This window comes from Alkalibacterium pelagium (genome assembly GCF_900109325.1).
In the GTDB taxonomy this organism is placed as follows: Bacteria; Bacillota; Bacilli; order Lactobacillales; family Carnobacteriaceae_A; genus Alkalibacterium; species Alkalibacterium pelagium.
The window spans coordinates 80206-95932 of the sequence record NZ_FNZU01000011.1 but is presented as its reverse complement, the minus strand read 5'-3'; the positions used below and the strand labels follow the sequence as shown (position 1 = coordinate 95932).

Genomic DNA, 15727 nt, shown 5'->3' with positions numbered 1-15727 from the left:
CCTGAAAAAGTGGAACGACTATAGGCAAATAAGCACATTTTAAGTAACATGGCAGGGTGAAACGCAGGTCGTCCCGTATGAGAGGTGTCTTCCAGAAGAAATTCCGCAGGAATAGAATCAACGAAACGACTGATCAAACGGGCTTCGTGATCCTCGGGAATAGTGAAGTCTAATTGTAGTGTTAAAGCAGTTTCCATTGTGGTATAATTTTGATACAAAGTGAGCCCCTCCTTTAATTGCTGTTGGTACTTCAATTATAGTCGGTGGGGCTCGTTTTGTCTTTATAAAAGTAACATCCCACGACCTTTTTCTTTAAAAAACGGTCGTGGGATGTATTTATTTAAGGGGAGTTTTTTCCCAGCCCCTCGTCACTGATTTTTAATACATCATAGGTAGCGATTATCCTGAATTTGATTTAGGCTACCCCATACTTAATAAAGTGTGGCCTGTCATAAAACACCAATCAGACCAGTGTCTCTGCCATTTTCTGCTTGCGTCGGTCACTTTTTTTTTCTTCATGCGCCTTCTTGAAGCGCTGGATAGTAGTGACATGATCCATCAGGAAGTTGGCCGCAATCCCTATGGCAATTCCTGACAGGATACCCATAAAGGAGAGCACCGGCAAATAAAGGAGCACAGTCCAGGTCTGGGCAATGGTACTGGCAACGAGCAGCTGCCCCAGATTGTGCAGGATACCGCCAGTTGCACTGACCCCGATGATACTGACACGCTTGCCTCCAATAAATTTTACGAAAAGCATGCCGGCATAACTGAGAAGCGCTCCAGCTGTACTGTACATAAAGGTAGAGATCGTTCCGCCGAGCAGGGTCGTCATCAAAAGACGCATCCAGACGACTTTCATGCTGTCTTTAAAAGGAAGCGTATAGATGGCAACGATAATGATCAGATTCGCGACGCCCAGTTTCGCTCCCGGTGCAAAGGCAAACGGAAAGGGGATGCTGCGTTCAACGATTCCCAGGATCACAGCCTGGGCCGAGAGAAGTGAAATATATATCATTTTTTGAGTTCGAGTCATGGTTATCCTTCTTTTCTTGTTCAATATGTTCACAAGTTTGACAATTTACTGCTTTAATTGTCGCACAAAATACCCGTCTAATGCTATAAAGATTAGAACAAAATTATGTCAATCTAATCTTGTGAAAACATAGACAGAGTAACACTTTTAATGTAAGATGTACAGAGAAAAAGAATGGAAGGACAATGTACATGTTTACCAGAATTAAAACGATGAAAGTCATGCTGATGGTTCCTGTTCTATCATTAGGACTACTGGGATGTCGGGAAGAAGATCCTCGAGGACTGGCTGACCAGCCCTACGACCGAACTGAATTTTTACTTGGAACCGTTGCAAATATGAAAGTCTATAATGAAGGTCAGGAAGAGGCGATGGACAAAGCGTTCGATCGCGTGCAGGAGCTGGATGAATGGTTTGCGATGCAGAATCCGGAATCTGAGATTTCTGAAGTGAATCGTCAAGCTGGAATCGAACCGGTAGAAGTATCAGAAGAAGTATTCCACGTCATGGAACGTGCCCTGCATTATGCAGAAGAATCTGACGGCAGCTTTGACCCGACCATCGGTGTAGTCACTAGCTTGTGGGGGATCGGACAGGACTATGCAGCGGTACCTGAAGCAAATGAACTGGCTGAAGCAGTTGCACTGGTCGATTACCAGAAGGTGGAACTGAACGAATCAGAACAGACGATCTACCTTCAGGAAGAAGGCATGGTCCTTGACCTGGGAGCCATAGCAAAAGGATACATTACAGATGAAGCGGCACGTGTATTGGTGGAAGAAGGAGTCAATACGGCTATCGTCGATCTGGGTGGCGATATCGTAGTTGTTGGTAACAGCACACGAGGGGAAGATCAACCCTGGAACGTCGGGATTCAGAATCCTTATGGGGAACGTGGAGAAATACTGGGTATCGTTCCCGTTTCAGACCGAGCGATCGTCACTTCTGGAATCTATGAGCGTCTTGTTAGAGACGGGGATGACGAATATCATCATCTGATGGATCCGGAAACCGGCTTTCCGATCGACAACAACATCTCCGGTATCAGCATCATTGCAGACAATGCCATGGACGCAGATGCGTTGGCCAACATTGCATTCTCACTAGGTGTAGAAGAGGGGCTGGATTATATCAATGGGCTTGACGGTGTAGAAGTGATCTACATTACTAATGAGATGGGAATATATGCTTCAGAAGGAATCAATGACCAGATCGAAATCAGGGACAATGACTTTGAAATGATGAACTAAGCCGATTTGACAGGCTTTTTACTGCATGGTAAAGTATAGAAGACTATGAAGTAAAACATAAGTCCTTGAAGTGAGGAAATAAATCTATGAAAAAGAAACTGGCACTGGCTTGTACAGAATGCGGATCCCGGAATTATTCGAAAGAAGTAGGAACCAAAGTACGTACTGAGCGCCTTGAAATTAAAAAATACTGCCGTTATTGTAAAAAGCACACACTACACAGAGAAACAAAATAAAGAATCAGAATAATCATTCGAACTAACCGGAAGATTCAGGTGGAAGGAGTCCTTCATGAACAAAGTTAAAACATTTTTTGGTGAAGTCAAACATGAACTGAAAGAGACGACATGGCCTAAAAAAGATGAGATGAAAAAAAATACAGCAACTGTTTTCGGCGTTATGGCATTTTTCGGCGTATTCTTTTATGCAGTAGATGCAGCCATCAGCTTTTTATTGAATATAATTTGACAACCGCTTAAGATAGTAGCATTTTCACTATCTGCGTGCTATACTACGTATCGAGAGCTGACGAAAAACCTTTCTTCCATAAAGTGAAGAAGGTTTTTTTAGTATGACAAATAAAAGATAAACTAAAGGAGTCTACAATGAACGAATTAGAAAGTGCAAAAGCCTGGTACGTGCTTCATACGTATTCCGGTTACGAAAACAAAGTCAAACAGAATCTTGAATCCCGTGCGAAAAGCATGAACATGGAAGAACGTATTCTTCAAGTCATTATTCCAGAAGAGGAAACAACTACTGAGAAAGACGGCAAGACTAAAATGGAAAAAGAAAAGATTTTCCCTGGATATGTTCTGGTTGAAATGATTATGTCTGATGATGCCTGGTACGTTGTCCGTAATACACCTGGCGTGACCGGGTTCGTCGGTTCGCACGGAGCAGGAAGTAAACCGTCACCGCTTCTACCGGAAGAAATCGACCAGATCCTTCGCAGCATGGGTATCAATCCACGTAAAATCGAAATGGACGTCGAGCTGGGTGAACGCATCAAGATTGTTGGTGGAGCATTTGCCGGTATGGAAGGAACCGTTACAGAGCTTGAAACAGAAAAAGGAAAAATCAAAGCTTCTGTTGAAATGTTCGGACGTGAGACCAACGCGGAACTGGACTACAACCAGATTTCCAAACTGGATGACTAAAATAACAGTTGCAATAACTGAACAGTAGTGGTAAACTATTTCAGTGTGCCTTATACACGTGTATTTTGCATGCTCAGAAGTGGGAGAGGAAAATTATAACCTCATTTAACCACTCACGGACAAAATCAAGGAGGTATGTCTCGTGGCAAAGAAAGTAGTAAACGTCGTGAAACTGCAGATTCCTGCAGGGAAAGCTAATCCGGCTCCCCCAGTAGGACCAGCATTGGGACAAGCGCAAGTAAACATCATGGGATTCTGTAAAGAGTTCAACGCTCGTACAGCTGACCAGGCAGGAATGATCATTCCTGTAGTTATTTCTGTATATGAAGACCGTTCATTTACATTTATCACTAAAACACCACCTGCAGCAGTATTGCTTAAAAAAGCAGCTGGAGTAGAGTCTGGTTCTGGTGAACCAAACACTAAAAAAGTGGCATCTGTAACACGCGCTCAAGTACAGGAAATCGCTGAAACAAAAATGGAAGACCTAAACGCAGCTAACGTTGAAGCAGCTATGCGCATGGTCGAAGGTACAGCACGTAGTATGGGATTCACTGTCGAAGGATAATGAATTCACCCCATTGCTTGCTGCCTCCGCAACCTGAGAAAAGCCCAGCTTTTCAACTAAGTACATGAGATTATGTCTCATTGCTTTTGCGGAGATCAAGTGGGAGGTTAAACCGCTAATACCACAACAAGGAGGAAAAAAATAATGGCTAAAAAGAGCAAAAAATTCGTAGCTGCTTTGGAAAAAGTAGACCGCGAGAAACAATATGATGCAACTGAAGCATTAGAATTAGTTAAAGAAATCGACTACGCTGGTTTCGACGCTACTATCGAAGTAGCTTACAGACTAGGTGTCGACCCTAAACAAGCTGACCAGCAGATCCGTGGCGCAATGGTATTGCCGCATGGTACTGGTAAAACTCAAACTGTGATCGTATTCGCTAAAGGAGACGCTGCTAAAGCTGCTGAAGAAGCAGGAGCAGACTTCGTAGGTGACAGCGATCTAGTTGAAAAAGTACAAGGTGGATGGCTGGACTTCGACGTTGTCGTTGCTGCACCTGATATGATGGCTGAAGTAGGTAAACTTGGACGTGTCTTAGGACCTAAAGGTTTAATGCCTAACCCTAAAACAGGAACAGTAACACCAGATGTTGCTAAAGCTGTTAACGACATCAAAGCTGGACAAGTCACTTACCGTGTTGACCGTCAGTCAAATGTACACGTTCCAATCGGAAAAGTGTCATTCGATACGGACAAGCTGAAAGAAAACTTGGCAGCACTTCACGACGTGATCGTAAAAGCTAAACCTGCAAGTTCTAAAGGTGTTTACATCAAGAACATGGCAGTAGCAAGCACGTTCGGTCCTGGTGTCAAAGTGGACAACAGTACAGTTCTTAAATAAAAATTGTTGAATTCTCTTGACCTGCATAACATAGCTTGCTATACTTATGCAGGTTAAGGAATTAAACTTAATTGAATATGCATTGATGAATGAAAGTCAGGCAGTCCTTTGTCTAAACGGCAGGCTGAATGACTGGATAATACCGAAGACAGTATGTGGCTCTGGCCTTAATATCATACCGAGGATAAAGTGATGAACAGTCAATTTACACTCCCTCTATGTCTACGGTGACATGGGGTTTTTTTATACGCTTCGTTCCTTAAAGGGTGGAAAGTTAAAAACAATCCTCATTTCAATCGATCAGGAGGTGAAACATCAATGAGTAAAGCAAGTGTCATTGCAAAAAAAGAAGAATTAGTTAATGAACTGACTAAGAAATTCGAAGATGCACAAGCAGTAGTCGTAGTAGACTACCGTGGTTTGACAGTAGGCCAGGTGACTGAACTGCGTAAGCAATTACGTGACGCAGGAATCGAAATGCGCGTACTGAAAAACACTATGCTTCGTCGTGCGGCTGAAGCTGCTGGCCTGGAAGGAATGGAAGATGTCTTCAAAGGACCTACAGCTGTAGCATTCAGTAACGAAGAAGTCGTAGCACCTGCTAAAATCATCGCTGAATTTGCTAAAGATGCAGAAGCGCTTGAAATTAAAGGTGGGGTCCTGGAAGGTAAAGTTGCTGACGTTGATCAAATCAACAAAATCGCAAAACTACCAAGCCGCGAAGGCCTACTTTCAATGCTGCTATCTGTACTACAAGCACCTATGCGAAATACTGCATTGGCTGTCAAAGCAGTTGCAGAGAAAAAAGCAGAAGAAGAAGCTGCATAAACACGCAGTCGATTCAAATTGTTTTAACCTATACCTTGGTATAGCATGCTGACAAGCAAACCAACTAATATAATTAAAATGGAGGAAAACAAAAATGGCATTAGATATTGAAAAAATCATTGCTGACTTGAAAGAGTCAACTGTCGTAGAATTAAACGACTTAGTAAGCGCGATCGAAGAAGAATTCGGCGTTGAAGCAGCAGCACCAGTAGCAGCAGCGGGAGCAGCTGACGGTGGAGCAGCAGAACAAACTGAATTCACAGTAGAATTAGCATCAGCTGGTTCAGCTAAAATCAAAGTAATCAAAGCAGTTCGTGAAGCTACTGGTCTTGGCTTGAAAGAAGCTAAAGCATTAGTAGACGGAGCTCCTTCAGCAGTTAAAGAAGGCGTATCTAAAGACGAAGCTGAAGAACTTAAAGCTAAGCTTGAAGAAGCTGGAGCTTCTGTAGAACTTAAGTAATTAACTCTCTACAAATTTAAATAATCAGTTCAGAACCCCTTTAGTTGTAACTAGTTTATGACGAAGGGGTTTTTCTGTTTGAGTATAAAAGTCTACTATTAAAGTGTTGTCTAGTTTAACGTGCCAGCCTTTCGAGAAAAAGATAAATTTACCCATTGCGCAGTATGCTCTTCTGCCGCATACTCTGTCTCTACGCATTGAAAATGCTAGAGTCACAGCAATTCGGGGCAAATTTCCTGTTTTCTTGTCAAGGCTGAACGGCACGTGAAACTTTTCTGTTTCTACTATTTTGTGTCATTTTCAAGTTTGTATAGGAATAAGCAAGTATATTTGATAAAATGTGTCTTTGAACAGATGAAACAATTGCTTATCAGACTTCGACTTAAAATATGGAAAGGACGCAACTTATGAACAATGAAAAATATCCTCAGCGTATAGATTATGGCGTGATCTTGTCGGTCATGTTGCTGGCCATCATCAGTATCTTATCCCTCTATTCGACTACGGTCCTGATTCAGGATGGATCCATCGGAATGACCGTCAGGCAGATCGCCTGGTACGGAATTGGAACGATCGCTGTCCTGGTCATCATGCAGTTCGATTCAGAACAGCTCTGGAAAATGACTACTTATCTCTATATTGCCGGTCTAATTATTTTACTTCTGACTTTAGTCTTTTATGATAGAGAGATTGCTGCAAAAACTGGAGGAAACAGATGGGTCACATTAGGACCTATAGGTACTGTTCAGCCATCCGAATTTGTTAAGATCCCTTATATTCTCATGCTCGCCAAAACGATAACCAAGCATAACAGTGTTTACCGCGTGCGTGAATACCAGACAGATTTTCTGCTGATTGGTAAACTGGCCGTTATCGGACTTGTCCCTGTCGTGATCGTATTCATGCAGAGAGACTTGGGGACTGCACTCGTTTATCTGGCCATGCTGATAGGTGTAGTGCTCCTGTCCGGGATAAAGTGGCAGATCCTGCTTCCAGTCTTTCTATTGGTATCGACTGTCGGGATCACTTTAATTTTACTCGTTGTCTATAATAGAGAATTTCTGCTGAATACGGGTCTGTTCAGACCTTATCAGTTTGCCCGTATCGATACGTGGCTGAACCCTCATCAAGGAGCCAGCGACACCTCATATCAGATCGTACAGACCTTCAAAGCGATAGGGTCAGGCGGCGTATTCGGAAAAGGATTCGGTGTGAGTGAAGTGTATGTTCCAGTTAGAGAGTCCGATATGATATTTGCGACGATCGGAGAAAACTTCGGTTTTGCCGGGGGAGCCCTTCTGATATTCATCTACTTCATTCTGGTCTATCATATGATCAGAGTCGTGTATGATACTAAAAATGAGTTTTATGCTTATATTGCAACAGGGGTCATTATGATGATCGTCTTCCACGTGCTTGAAAACATTGGGATGAACATCGGGCTTCTGCCAATGACAGGAATCCCACTGCCGTTTGTCTCTCAAGGAGGGTCATCACTTCTCGGTAATATGATGGGGATCGGGCTGATCATGTCCATGCGTTTCCATCATAAATCTTACTTCTTCTCCGGAGAAGGGGAAGAGTTCCATCCGGGATCGTAATAACTTGAGAACAGGAAAGGGCGGACAACATGTTACGCGATAGAATCAAATATGTAGATAAGCTGATTGTTTTACCCTATCTGGCCCTGACGCTGTTCAGTGTCATCATGGTATACAGTGCCAGTAGTTACAGCGCGTTAACGGATTATGGCAACCCGCATCATTATCTGCCGAGGCAGTCGATGTATGTAGTGATTGGCTATGTCGTATTTTTAATAGCGTTCTTTTTCCCGATCAAATGGTTGAAGAACAAGAAATTAGTTATCTGGGGAATCGTCATTACTGCGACATCCCTCTTCGTCCTGCTTATTTTCGGCAGAGAAATATATGGAGCGAGACGATGGATCGAAACGCCTTTCTTCAATATCCAGCCAGCAGAGTTTGCCAAATTCATGGTGATCTGGTATCTGGCGTATATTCTGTCTAAAAAACAGCGGAAAATTGCAGAAGATTTCTTCCATGCCATTGTGGCACCACTGATACTGGTTTCCTTTATCGTGCTGTTTATTTACATTCAGCCTGATACGGGGTCATCGTTCATTATTGTATTGATCGGGGCCATCATGATTTTTGCCAGCGGCGTCTCACCAAAACTGGGATTCGGGTTCGGTCTGGTCGGAGTAATGGGTCTGCTTGGGTTGTCTCAGCTGATCCGACAGTACGGCACGCGGCTGTTCTTCCTGAATGAGTACCGCTATAATCGTTTCCTGGGATTCTGGGATCCGTTCACATTAGCTGAAGGTGCCGGCATGCAGCTGGTCCACTCCTACTATGCTTTGAGTCGAGGGGGGCTAATGGGTGTTGGATTCGGAAACAGTGTGCAGAAGACAGGATTCCTGCCCTTTCCTTATACCGACTTCATCGTAGCGATTATAGGGGAAGAGTTTGGCCTCATTGGAATCCTCGTTCTGCTTTCAACTTTTACATTGATGGCATCACGCATGTTTCTTACCGCGATTCGGTCCAAGCAGTCATTTGAATCTCTTCTGAGTTTAGGAATTGCAACGATGTTCATGGTACAGGCCTTCATCAATTTAGGTGGCGTGATCGGGATCATGCCGATTACAGGACTGACCTTTCCTTTCGTCAGTTATGGTGGATCGAGTATGATCGTTCTGTCTGCATCGATCGGTCTGGTTGCCAATGTCTCTGTACGGATCAATTATAATAAGGACAAAGCTAATAAGTCATAAACGAGAGGGCTGGATGCCATGCGTTTCTTTATTAAGCAGCAGGTCATGTCACTGAAAGACCGGTTTTATGTCAAAGATGAAGCCGGAAGAGATCGTTATTTTGTCGAAGGAGAGTTTCTCACTTTTGCCAAGAAGCTCCGCATCTATGATGAACATAATAACGAGGTAGTGTATATTGAACAGAAACTCTGGAACTTTCTTCCGGAATTCGATCTGTTCATGGCCAATGAAAAAGTGGCTACAGTAAAAAAAGAATGGGCGGTTTTCCGCAATAACTATTCGATCATCGGACAGGACTGGCACATTGAAGGGTCAGTAACCGCACATGACTATGTTATTAAAAAACAGGACCGTGTGATTGCTGACATCAATAAGAAGTGGCTCTCCTGGGGAGACGCTTATGAGATCAATCTCTATGAAGAACATGATCTTGAAATTCTGCTGGGAGTCGTTATTGTCATCGACTGTGTCATATCGGCTGCTAGAGGAAACAGTTCAACTTAATCTATAAAAAAACCTGTGAAGAGCTAACGGATTAGAAAGAATCCGGTCAGCTGTTCACAGGTTTTTTATTTTTAAATAAGCTTCGAACCGATAAAATAGTCTATCTACGATGCAGGGCTCTCCTTGAGAGTCAGTTGACGAGCGGTCAGGAGGAAGGCGATGTTGAGCCCATGAAAAAGCAAAGCTGTGTAGAAAGCTGGTGCGTATGATCCGGTAAAGTCGAAGACATATCCTACGACAGCCATGGATAACGCTCCACCGATCCCTGAGACGAAAGACAGGATCGGATAGATCCGTACATAAAGTTCTCTTCCGAAAAATTCAGTAGTCAGCAGGGGCAAGGCGACTGCCGGGACGGAGAAAACCGATCCGAAAACAAAGGACCCGAAAATCTGAGCAGCTGGATGGGTGAATAATAACAGAATAAGGATGCCGACGATGTTGATGGCGATCATAAGAATAGTGGATCTTACGATGCCTAAAACATCACTGACTGCTCCGATAATCAGCTTGAATGTGATGTTTCCAACCATGACAGCTGACAGCATGACCCCTCCCACTTGCGAGGACAGGAAATTTGTCTCTGCAAAACCAGGCAGGTGCTGAGATACCCCGGTAATCGATGTATGCAGAAGGCCGATAAGCAGGACGAGCAGGAAAGAGGACTGTGTAAAGGAAAAGGTGCTCCAGTTCGCTTTCTTGATTACTTTCCTCTGCTCCTCTTCTTCAGGATCGTAGCCGTAAGGAAGGTAGCCATCATCTTTAGGGTTCAGAGAGTACCGGTAGAGTATAGCCGGAAGCGCCAGAACGAACATCAGCAGGCCCATAACGATGAAGCTGTTTTCCCAGCCAATGGTCTGAATCAGCGACGTGAAGACGGGAGAAAATATCGCTCCCGCGATACCGCTGAAACCGAAGGACAGACTCATGGCCAGGCCCTTTTTCTTTTCGAACCAGTTATTCACAATAAGTGACAAGGGCACCATAGCATACAGGCCGGCTCCAATCCCTCTCAATACACCAAGAACGTAGAACACCCACATCGTTCGTGTGAAGGCCATGAGGATAGTAGATACCGAAGCTAGGGTAACAGCACCGGTCAGCAGAGGCTTCCATCCGAACCGGTTAAGTAAGGGAGCAAAGTATAAAGAAATAAATGCTAAAGCAAGAGATGAAAGCGTGGCATGCATCGCAAATGTGCCACGATATATATTAAGGCTTTCAGATACAGGTGTATAGAATACCCCGATTACATTTAAATTGATGCCGATCGCACTGGAGGACAGCCCGCAGCTGACAGCCAGGACCAGCCAGTGTTTTAGAGATTCAGACGCTTTCGTCATATGTATCGTCCCTCTTTTCAAATCAGTCTTAAGAATCAGTATACTGATTTTGAGTAAGTAAAGCAAAGGGACAGGGGCTATGGCAGATATGAAAATAAGAGTTGCAATTCCATTAGTGTACTGGTACACTATTTAAAGCAAAGCTCCTTTAACTCTATCCAGAGAGGTAGAAAAGGATGGAAAAAATTTTATATCCAGCCGTTTCCGGTGGACACTCAATAGCCAGGTCTGGTGAGAGAACTGTTCAGGAAACACATGGGTTCCATCTTATCTAAAGGTCCTTTTGCATTATGTAAAGGGCATTTTTTTATGCCCAAAAACAAGGAGAAAGGGACGATAAGTTATGGCAATACAACAAAGACCATTGATTTTAGATGTGGAGGCAAGGCCAGCTCCACTGAAAGGTATCCTGCTCAGCCTTCAGCATGTGTTTGCAATGTTTGGAGCAACGATCCTGGTGCCTATCTTACTTAACATGCCTGTTTCTGTCGCACTTCTTGCGAGTGGAGTAGGAACAATCATTTATCAGATCGCGACTCGGGCTAAAGTGCCGGTTTACCTCGGTTCATCATTCGCCTATATCGCAGCCATGCAGATCGCTATGGATCAGATGGGGGGAGACATCAGTGCAGCCCAGACCGGAGTCGTGATGGTCGGTCTCATTTATATCATGCTGGCCGGTGTCATCCGCTATACGGGAACATCCTGGGTAGATAAAATCCTGCCTCCGATCGTTATCGGTCCAATGATCATCGTTATCGGACTCGGACTTGCAGGCAACGCAGTGACGAGCGCAGGCTTTGTCATGGATGCAGACTGGCGTACGATTTTCGTAGCTATCGCAACATTTCTAATTACGGCTTTCGTCAATACTTACGGAAAAGGCTTCTTCAAAATCATCCCATTCCTGACGGGTATCGCAGGCGGATATATCATTGCAGTCATGCTTGGAGTCGTCGATTTCACTCCAGTAGCTGAAGCTAACTGGTTCGCCATGCCGCAGCTCTATCTGCCATTTGAAACAGATACATTCAACAGCTACACTTTCTACTTCGGTCCTGAGACGTGGGCCCTGCTGCCGATCGTTTTAGTTACGGTTGCGGAGCACATCGGGGACCACTCTGTACTTGGAAAAATATGTGACCGTGAATTTCTCAAAGAGCCTGGACTGAAGCGCACACTGATTGGTGACGGAGCTGCCACAGCTGTTTCTGCCTTCTTCGGAGGCCCGGCGAACACCACGTATGGTGAGAACACCGGAGTCATCGGTATGACAAGAATTGCCTCAGTATCAGTCATAAGAAATGCTGCACTGATCGCTATCTTCCTGAGCTTCATGGGTAAATTCACAGCACTGATCTCGACCATTCCAGATGCAGTTCTGGGAGGCATGTCTATCCTGCTCTATGGGGTCATTGCAAGTAACGGGCTGAAAGTTATGATCGAAGATAAAGTTGACTTCAACCAGTCGAGAAACCTGATCATTGCCAGCTCAATGCTCGTTGTTGGTTTAGGCGGAGCAGTGTTCGACATTGCCGGGTTCGTCACTCTATCTGGAACGGCCTTGAGCGCGATTGTCGGGATCATCTTAAATATCATCCTTCCTAAACAGGAAGCAGAATACGATCCGGAAGTGTAATGAACGGCTATCAGTTAACCTGAACTATGAACGTATTCTTATGCCGAAATGACGTACTCGGCAGCTTCTGTCTTCTGATGGGGATCGGATGGAAGATGACTTGCAATTGAAAAATAAATTCATAAGCCTTCTTTTTTATCACCGGTTGGGGTGACTCAGGAGAAGGCTTATTTTTTCTTTACCCGCTCCAGTTTTTTGGTATAGTAAAAGAAAGCTGAATATTATATAGGTGTCGAAGCTGCATCATGCACTAAACAGATAACAAATAGGTTGCTTTTCAGCGACAAGGTTCTGGCTGCTGCTTCTGCAGGGTGTTAAATAGCTGAACACGATCCTATAGCTGAATCAGTAAAATAATTCAAGAGAATAGTTTAGTCTCTAAGGATGAAGGTATAATCAAAAAGTAAGTTTACTTAAATAACAAGCTGGCAAAAAAAAGTGGTGACAAACGGTTAAGATTGCTAAGTATTCCATAGGATAAGGGGAGCATTATGACTAAAAGACTGGAACATGATGGATTTGGACAAATCGGAATACCCGAGGATCGGAAATGGGGAGCTCAGACTCAGCGCAGCCTACAGAATTTTTCTATTGGAAACGAGATGATGCCTCTGGAGCTGATCCATGCGTATGCACGCGTCAAGAAAGAAGCGGCAGAAACAAATGCCGAGCTGGGGTTACTCGAACCGCAGAAAGCAGACGCCATAGCTTCAGTCTGTGATGCGATCATTAAAGGACACTGGGACAATGAATTTCCTCTATCCGTCTGGCAGACAGGCAGCGGGACACAGACCAATATGAATGTCAATGAGGTCATTGCTCACCTGGCTAAAGGTGAAAGCGGACTGGACATACATCCAAATGATGACGTCAATAAAGGGCAGAGTACCAACGATACCTTTCCTACATCGATGCACATTGCTTCCGTCCGGCTGCTTACTGATCATCTGCTGCCAGTGCTGGGGGAGCTTGAGCACACACTGGAAGAGCTGGAAACCAGGTATAAAGATACGATAAAAATCGGACGGACTCACCTTCAGGATGCAACGCCTGTCACGTTCGGTCAGGAAGTCAGCGGCTGGAAGGAAATGATGGTTCAGAATGCTGAAATGATCGAAGCCGCATTAATTCCATTGAAACGACTGCCACTCGGTGGAACGGCTGTAGGTACCGGATTAAATACCCATCCGGACTTTGCAGAGAAGACTATCCGCCGAATCAGTCAGGCATCGGGCATCGAATTTAAGGAGAATCCCAATAAGTTTCACGGCCTGGCGAGTAAAGATGCATTTGTTTTTGCTCACGGTGCACTGAAGGCCCTGGCGGCAAATGCAATGAAGATGGCGAATGATGTCAGGTGGCTCTCCAGCGGACCGAGAAGCGGGCTGGGGGAAATCACCATCCCGGCCAATGAAGCAGGCAGTTCCATCATGCCTGGAAAAGTTAATCCTACTCAGGCAGAAGCACTGACGATGGTCTGCGTACAGGTTATGGGGAATGACACGGCAATCGGCGTTGCAGCTTCACAGGGGAATTTTGAACTGAATGTCTATATGCCGGTTATTGCTCATAATATGATTCAGAGCATCACCTTGCTGGGAGACAGTCTGGCTCTATTCAACAGCAAGTGTCTGAAAGGCATTCAAGTGGTGGAAGAAGAGATGAGTGAACTGGTCGACCAGTCGTTGATGCTGGTGACGGCTCTATCACCGAAGATCGGCTACGACAAAGCCAGTCAGATTGCCAAAAAAGCCCACGAAGACCAGTCGACTCTGAGAGATGCCGCTGTAGAACTGGGAATACTTACAGAAGAAGAGTTCGATCAGTATATCGATCCGGCTGACATGGTGTAGTGTAGGCACTGGATGCAATTTATGGAGAAAATGAGATTCCAGATACTAGCTTTTTTAAATGGAACAGAGGCCGAGCGCCTCTGTTTTCTTTTTTGAGCAGCTCTGTATCGATGAAGCGACTGATTCGTAACCTTGCCGGCCACTATCCCGTGTTTAGTTGTAGTTCATTTGCATTTAGCAGGTCGCTGATGCTGTTAAAACGCGTCTAGCTTTAGTTCAGCTTTTAAAATCTTCTGAAGGTGCTGTTAGAAGATGTCTAACGACAGTACATATCGACAAGTAATCAATACCTTCCGTTAGAAGGGCTCTAGTAGAAGAAACGCGGTCGCGTTTCAGACTAAGCTGTAACTAGAAACTTTGTCGTTGAAGTTCCACAGTTTAACAATTAGCTAAACTATAAGTAGGCTGCTTACTGGATGAAGTTTAGTATTAATAAGGACCATTAAAGTTTACCTACATCAGTCAGAGGGAGAAAGCTAGTCTAAAATGAACAAGGATTGTAGTCCGGCCGGTTGAATAGTATACTTAAAGGACACTGACTACAAAGCAAAAGAGGAGTTTCAGATGACTGATCATTATTTTACATCCAAGCCGAGCGCTGATAAAAACGAGAAGAAAATAGAAGCCAGACTTAAGGGACAGCAGATGACCTTTACGACAGATGCAGGAGTCTTTTCGAGAGACCGTGTGGACTTCGGGTCGCAGGTTATGATCGAAGCGATTGACGAGCGGGCATTTTCCACGCTGGAGATCCTGGATGTCGGATGTGGTTACGGGCCGGTCGGGCTATCTTTAGCCAAGGCGAATCCGTCTCTTCACATTGACATGATAGACGTTAACGAACGAGCTCTCGAGCTGGCTAAGAAGAATGCCGAACTGAACGGGGTTTCCAATGTTTCTATTTTTCTTTCTTCCATATATGAGCAGGTCGAGAAAAAGACCTATGGCGCTGTCATTTCAAATCCGCCGATCCGTGCCGGGAAGCAGACGGTGCACCAGATCATCACGGACGCCAAGGAACACCTGGCGCATAATGGGGTGCTGATTATTGTTATTCAGAAGAAACAGGGTGCGCCAAGTGCGAAGAAAGTTATGGAAGAAACCTACGGGAATGTGACTCGTATCGGTCTCGACAAAGGCTACTGGGTCCTTCAGTCCACCAAGACGGACTGACTGATAAAACCTTAAATGAAATCAAGCCTGTCCAATTACTGGATGGGCTCTTTGTTCAGGAATCACTTGACTTACACTTGCTTTTTGTGTAAACTTAATAGACGCTAAACAAAGTATGAAAATAAAACCCGTACGAAATATTGTCCGGACGCGGTTTTTGGAGCAAAACAAAAGAATGTGTGATGATTCAGGATGATTCTTTCACGACTCTTTTGTATTTTTTTTGGTCTAAAACAGGAAAAACACTTGCTTTTTAAAGGATCGTTAACAATTGTAACG

17 protein-coding genes and 1 other annotated feature are annotated in these 15727 nt (G+C 44.4%); of the genes, 14 read left to right on the top strand and 3 right to left on the bottom strand.

The features are described 5' to 3' along the window. Both BMX79_RS12600 and BMX79_RS09495 read right to left on the bottom strand, forming a co-directional pair. Positions 1–197: transposase (locus BMX79_RS12600; protein WP_506736948.1), on the bottom strand; the 197-nt coding region annotated here is incomplete at its 3' end. A 266-nt stretch (positions 198–463) separates the two neighbouring features. Beyond that, entirely contained in the window at positions 464–1036 is a 573-nt protein-coding gene (locus tag BMX79_RS09495) for a Gx transporter family protein (protein WP_091482024.1), read from the bottom strand. Positions 1037–1227: 191 nt separating this feature from the next. Between BMX79_RS09495 and BMX79_RS09490 the strand changes: the two genes are divergently transcribed. The 11 genes from BMX79_RS09490 (at position 1228) to BMX79_RS09440 (ending at position 9440) form a co-directional block, all read left to right on the top strand. Beyond that, positions 1228–2286 (top strand): FAD:protein FMN transferase, encoded by a 1059-nt coding sequence (locus tag BMX79_RS09490; protein WP_170231017.1) that lies wholly within the window; start codon positions 1228–1230, stop codon positions 2284–2286. 86 nt (positions 2287–2372) lie between these two features. After that, on the top strand, positions 2373–2522 hold the full coding sequence (gene rpmG, locus BMX79_RS09485; protein ID WP_091265362.1) for a 50S ribosomal protein L33: 150 nt from the start codon (positions 2373–2375) through the stop codon (positions 2520–2522). Between the two features lie 55 nt (positions 2523–2577). After that, on the top strand, positions 2578–2754 hold the full coding sequence (gene secE / locus BMX79_RS09480) for a preprotein translocase subunit SecE (RefSeq protein WP_091482019.1): 177 nt from the start codon (positions 2578–2580) through the stop codon (positions 2752–2754). A 137-nt stretch (positions 2755–2891) separates the two neighbouring features. Further along, positions 2892–3446, top strand: coding sequence for a transcription termination/antitermination protein NusG (gene nusG, locus BMX79_RS09475; RefSeq protein ID WP_091265356.1), 555 nt, complete (start codon positions 2892–2894; stop codon positions 3444–3446). Between the two features lie 142 nt (positions 3447–3588). Next, entirely contained in the window at positions 3589–4014 is a 426-nt protein-coding gene (gene rplK / locus BMX79_RS09470) for a 50S ribosomal protein L11 (protein WP_091265354.1), read from the top strand. A 144-nt stretch (positions 4015–4158) separates the two neighbouring features. Then, positions 4159–4854, top strand: coding sequence for a 50S ribosomal protein L1 (rplA, locus tag BMX79_RS09465; protein WP_091482017.1), 696 nt, complete (start codon positions 4159–4161; stop codon positions 4852–4854). Positions 4855–4978: 124 nt separating this feature from the next. Continuing rightward, positions 4979–5108 (top strand) — a sequence feature (ribosomal protein L10 leader region). Between the two features lie 64 nt (positions 5109–5172). Further along, positions 5173–5682 carry a 50S ribosomal protein L10 gene (rplJ, locus tag BMX79_RS09460; RefSeq protein ID WP_091265348.1) on the top strand — a complete coding sequence of 170 codons (510 nt, stop codon included), beginning with the start codon at positions 5173–5175 and terminating at the stop codon, positions 5680–5682. A 94-nt stretch (positions 5683–5776) separates the two neighbouring features. After that, a complete protein-coding gene (gene rplL / locus BMX79_RS09455; RefSeq protein WP_091265345.1) occupies positions 5777–6142 on the top strand; it encodes a 50S ribosomal protein L7/L12 in 366 nt (121 codons plus the stop codon). A gap of 407 nt (positions 6143–6549) precedes the next feature. Continuing rightward, positions 6550–7743: an FtsW/RodA/SpoVE family cell cycle protein gene (locus tag BMX79_RS09450; RefSeq protein WP_091482014.1), complete on the top strand. Its 1194-nt coding sequence runs from the start codon at positions 6550–6552 to the stop codon at positions 7741–7743. A gap of 29 nt (positions 7744–7772) precedes the next feature. Next, complete coding sequence (locus BMX79_RS09445; protein ID WP_091482012.1) at positions 7773–8936, top strand: FtsW/RodA/SpoVE family cell cycle protein; 1164 nt, start codon at positions 7773–7775, stop codon at positions 8934–8936. An 18-nt stretch (positions 8937–8954) separates the two neighbouring features. After that, positions 8955–9440, top strand: a complete 486-nt coding sequence (locus tag BMX79_RS09440; RefSeq protein ID WP_091482009.1) for an LURP-one-related/scramblase family protein — start codon at positions 8955–8957, stop codon at positions 9438–9440. Between the two features lie 104 nt (positions 9441–9544). On the opposite strand, the gene BMX79_RS09435 is transcribed toward BMX79_RS09440, so the two are convergent. After that, complete coding sequence (locus tag BMX79_RS09435) at positions 9545–10783, bottom strand: MFS transporter (protein WP_143059430.1); 1239 nt, start codon at positions 10781–10783, stop codon at positions 9545–9547. A 343-nt stretch (positions 10784–11126) separates the two neighbouring features. Here BMX79_RS09435 and BMX79_RS09430 point away from each other — a divergent pair, with 343 nt between their 5' ends. The 3 genes from BMX79_RS09430 to BMX79_RS09420 all read left to right on the top strand — a co-directional run bounded on the left by BMX79_RS09430 (position 11127) and on the right by BMX79_RS09420 (position 15448). Then, positions 11127–12422 carry a uracil-xanthine permease family protein gene (locus BMX79_RS09430; RefSeq protein ID WP_091482004.1) on the top strand — a complete coding sequence of 432 codons (1296 nt, stop codon included), beginning with the start codon at positions 11127–11129 and terminating at the stop codon, positions 12420–12422. Positions 12423–12913: 491 nt separating this feature from the next. Next, positions 12914–14275: a class II fumarate hydratase gene (gene fumC, locus BMX79_RS09425; RefSeq protein ID WP_091482001.1), complete on the top strand. Its 1362-nt coding sequence runs from the start codon at positions 12914–12916 to the stop codon at positions 14273–14275. 564 nt (positions 14276–14839) lie between these two features. Continuing rightward, positions 14840–15448 carry a class I SAM-dependent methyltransferase gene (locus BMX79_RS09420; protein ID WP_091481998.1) on the top strand — a complete coding sequence of 203 codons (609 nt, stop codon included), beginning with the start codon at positions 14840–14842 and terminating at the stop codon, positions 15446–15448. Positions 15449–15727: the final 279 nt, after the last annotated feature.

Bases quoted from the DNA above. Each gene is read 5' to 3' on its own strand.
- BMX79_RS09495 (WP_091482024.1), bottom strand. From the start codon at position 1,036: ATGACTCGAACTCAAAAAATGATATATATTTCACTTCTCTCGGCCCAG.
- BMX79_RS09490 (WP_170231017.1), top strand. From the start codon at position 1,228: ATGTTTACCAGAATTAAAACGATGAAAGTCATGCTGATGGTTCCTGTT.
- rpmG (WP_091265362.1), top strand. From the start codon at position 2,373: ATGAAAAAGAAACTGGCACTGGCTTGTACAGAATGCGGATCCCGGAAT.
- secE (WP_091482019.1), top strand. From the start codon at position 2,578: ATGAACAAAGTTAAAACATTTTTTGGTGAAGTCAAACATGAACTGAAA.
- nusG (WP_091265356.1), top strand. From the start codon at position 2,892: ATGAACGAATTAGAAAGTGCAAAAGCCTGGTACGTGCTTCATACGTAT.
- rplA (WP_091482017.1), top strand. From the start codon at position 4,159: ATGGCTAAAAAGAGCAAAAAATTCGTAGCTGCTTTGGAAAAAGTAGAC.
- rplJ (WP_091265348.1), top strand. From the start codon at position 5,173: ATGAGTAAAGCAAGTGTCATTGCAAAAAAAGAAGAATTAGTTAATGAA.
- rplL (WP_091265345.1), top strand. From the start codon at position 5,777: ATGGCATTAGATATTGAAAAAATCATTGCTGACTTGAAAGAGTCAACT.
- BMX79_RS09450 (WP_091482014.1), top strand. From the start codon at position 6,550: ATGAACAATGAAAAATATCCTCAGCGTATAGATTATGGCGTGATCTTG.
- BMX79_RS09445 (WP_091482012.1), top strand. From the start codon at position 7,773: ATGTTACGCGATAGAATCAAATATGTAGATAAGCTGATTGTTTTACCC.
- BMX79_RS09440 (WP_091482009.1), top strand. From the start codon at position 8,955: ATGCGTTTCTTTATTAAGCAGCAGGTCATGTCACTGAAAGACCGGTTT.
- BMX79_RS09435 (WP_143059430.1), bottom strand. From the start codon at position 10,783: ATGACGAAAGCGTCTGAATCTCTAAAACACTGGCTGGTCCTGGCTGTC.
- BMX79_RS09430 (WP_091482004.1), top strand. From the start codon at position 11,127: ATGGCAATACAACAAAGACCATTGATTTTAGATGTGGAGGCAAGGCCA.
- fumC (WP_091482001.1), top strand. From the start codon at position 12,914: ATGACTAAAAGACTGGAACATGATGGATTTGGACAAATCGGAATACCC.
- BMX79_RS09420 (WP_091481998.1), top strand. From the start codon at position 14,840: ATGACTGATCATTATTTTACATCCAAGCCGAGCGCTGATAAAAACGAG.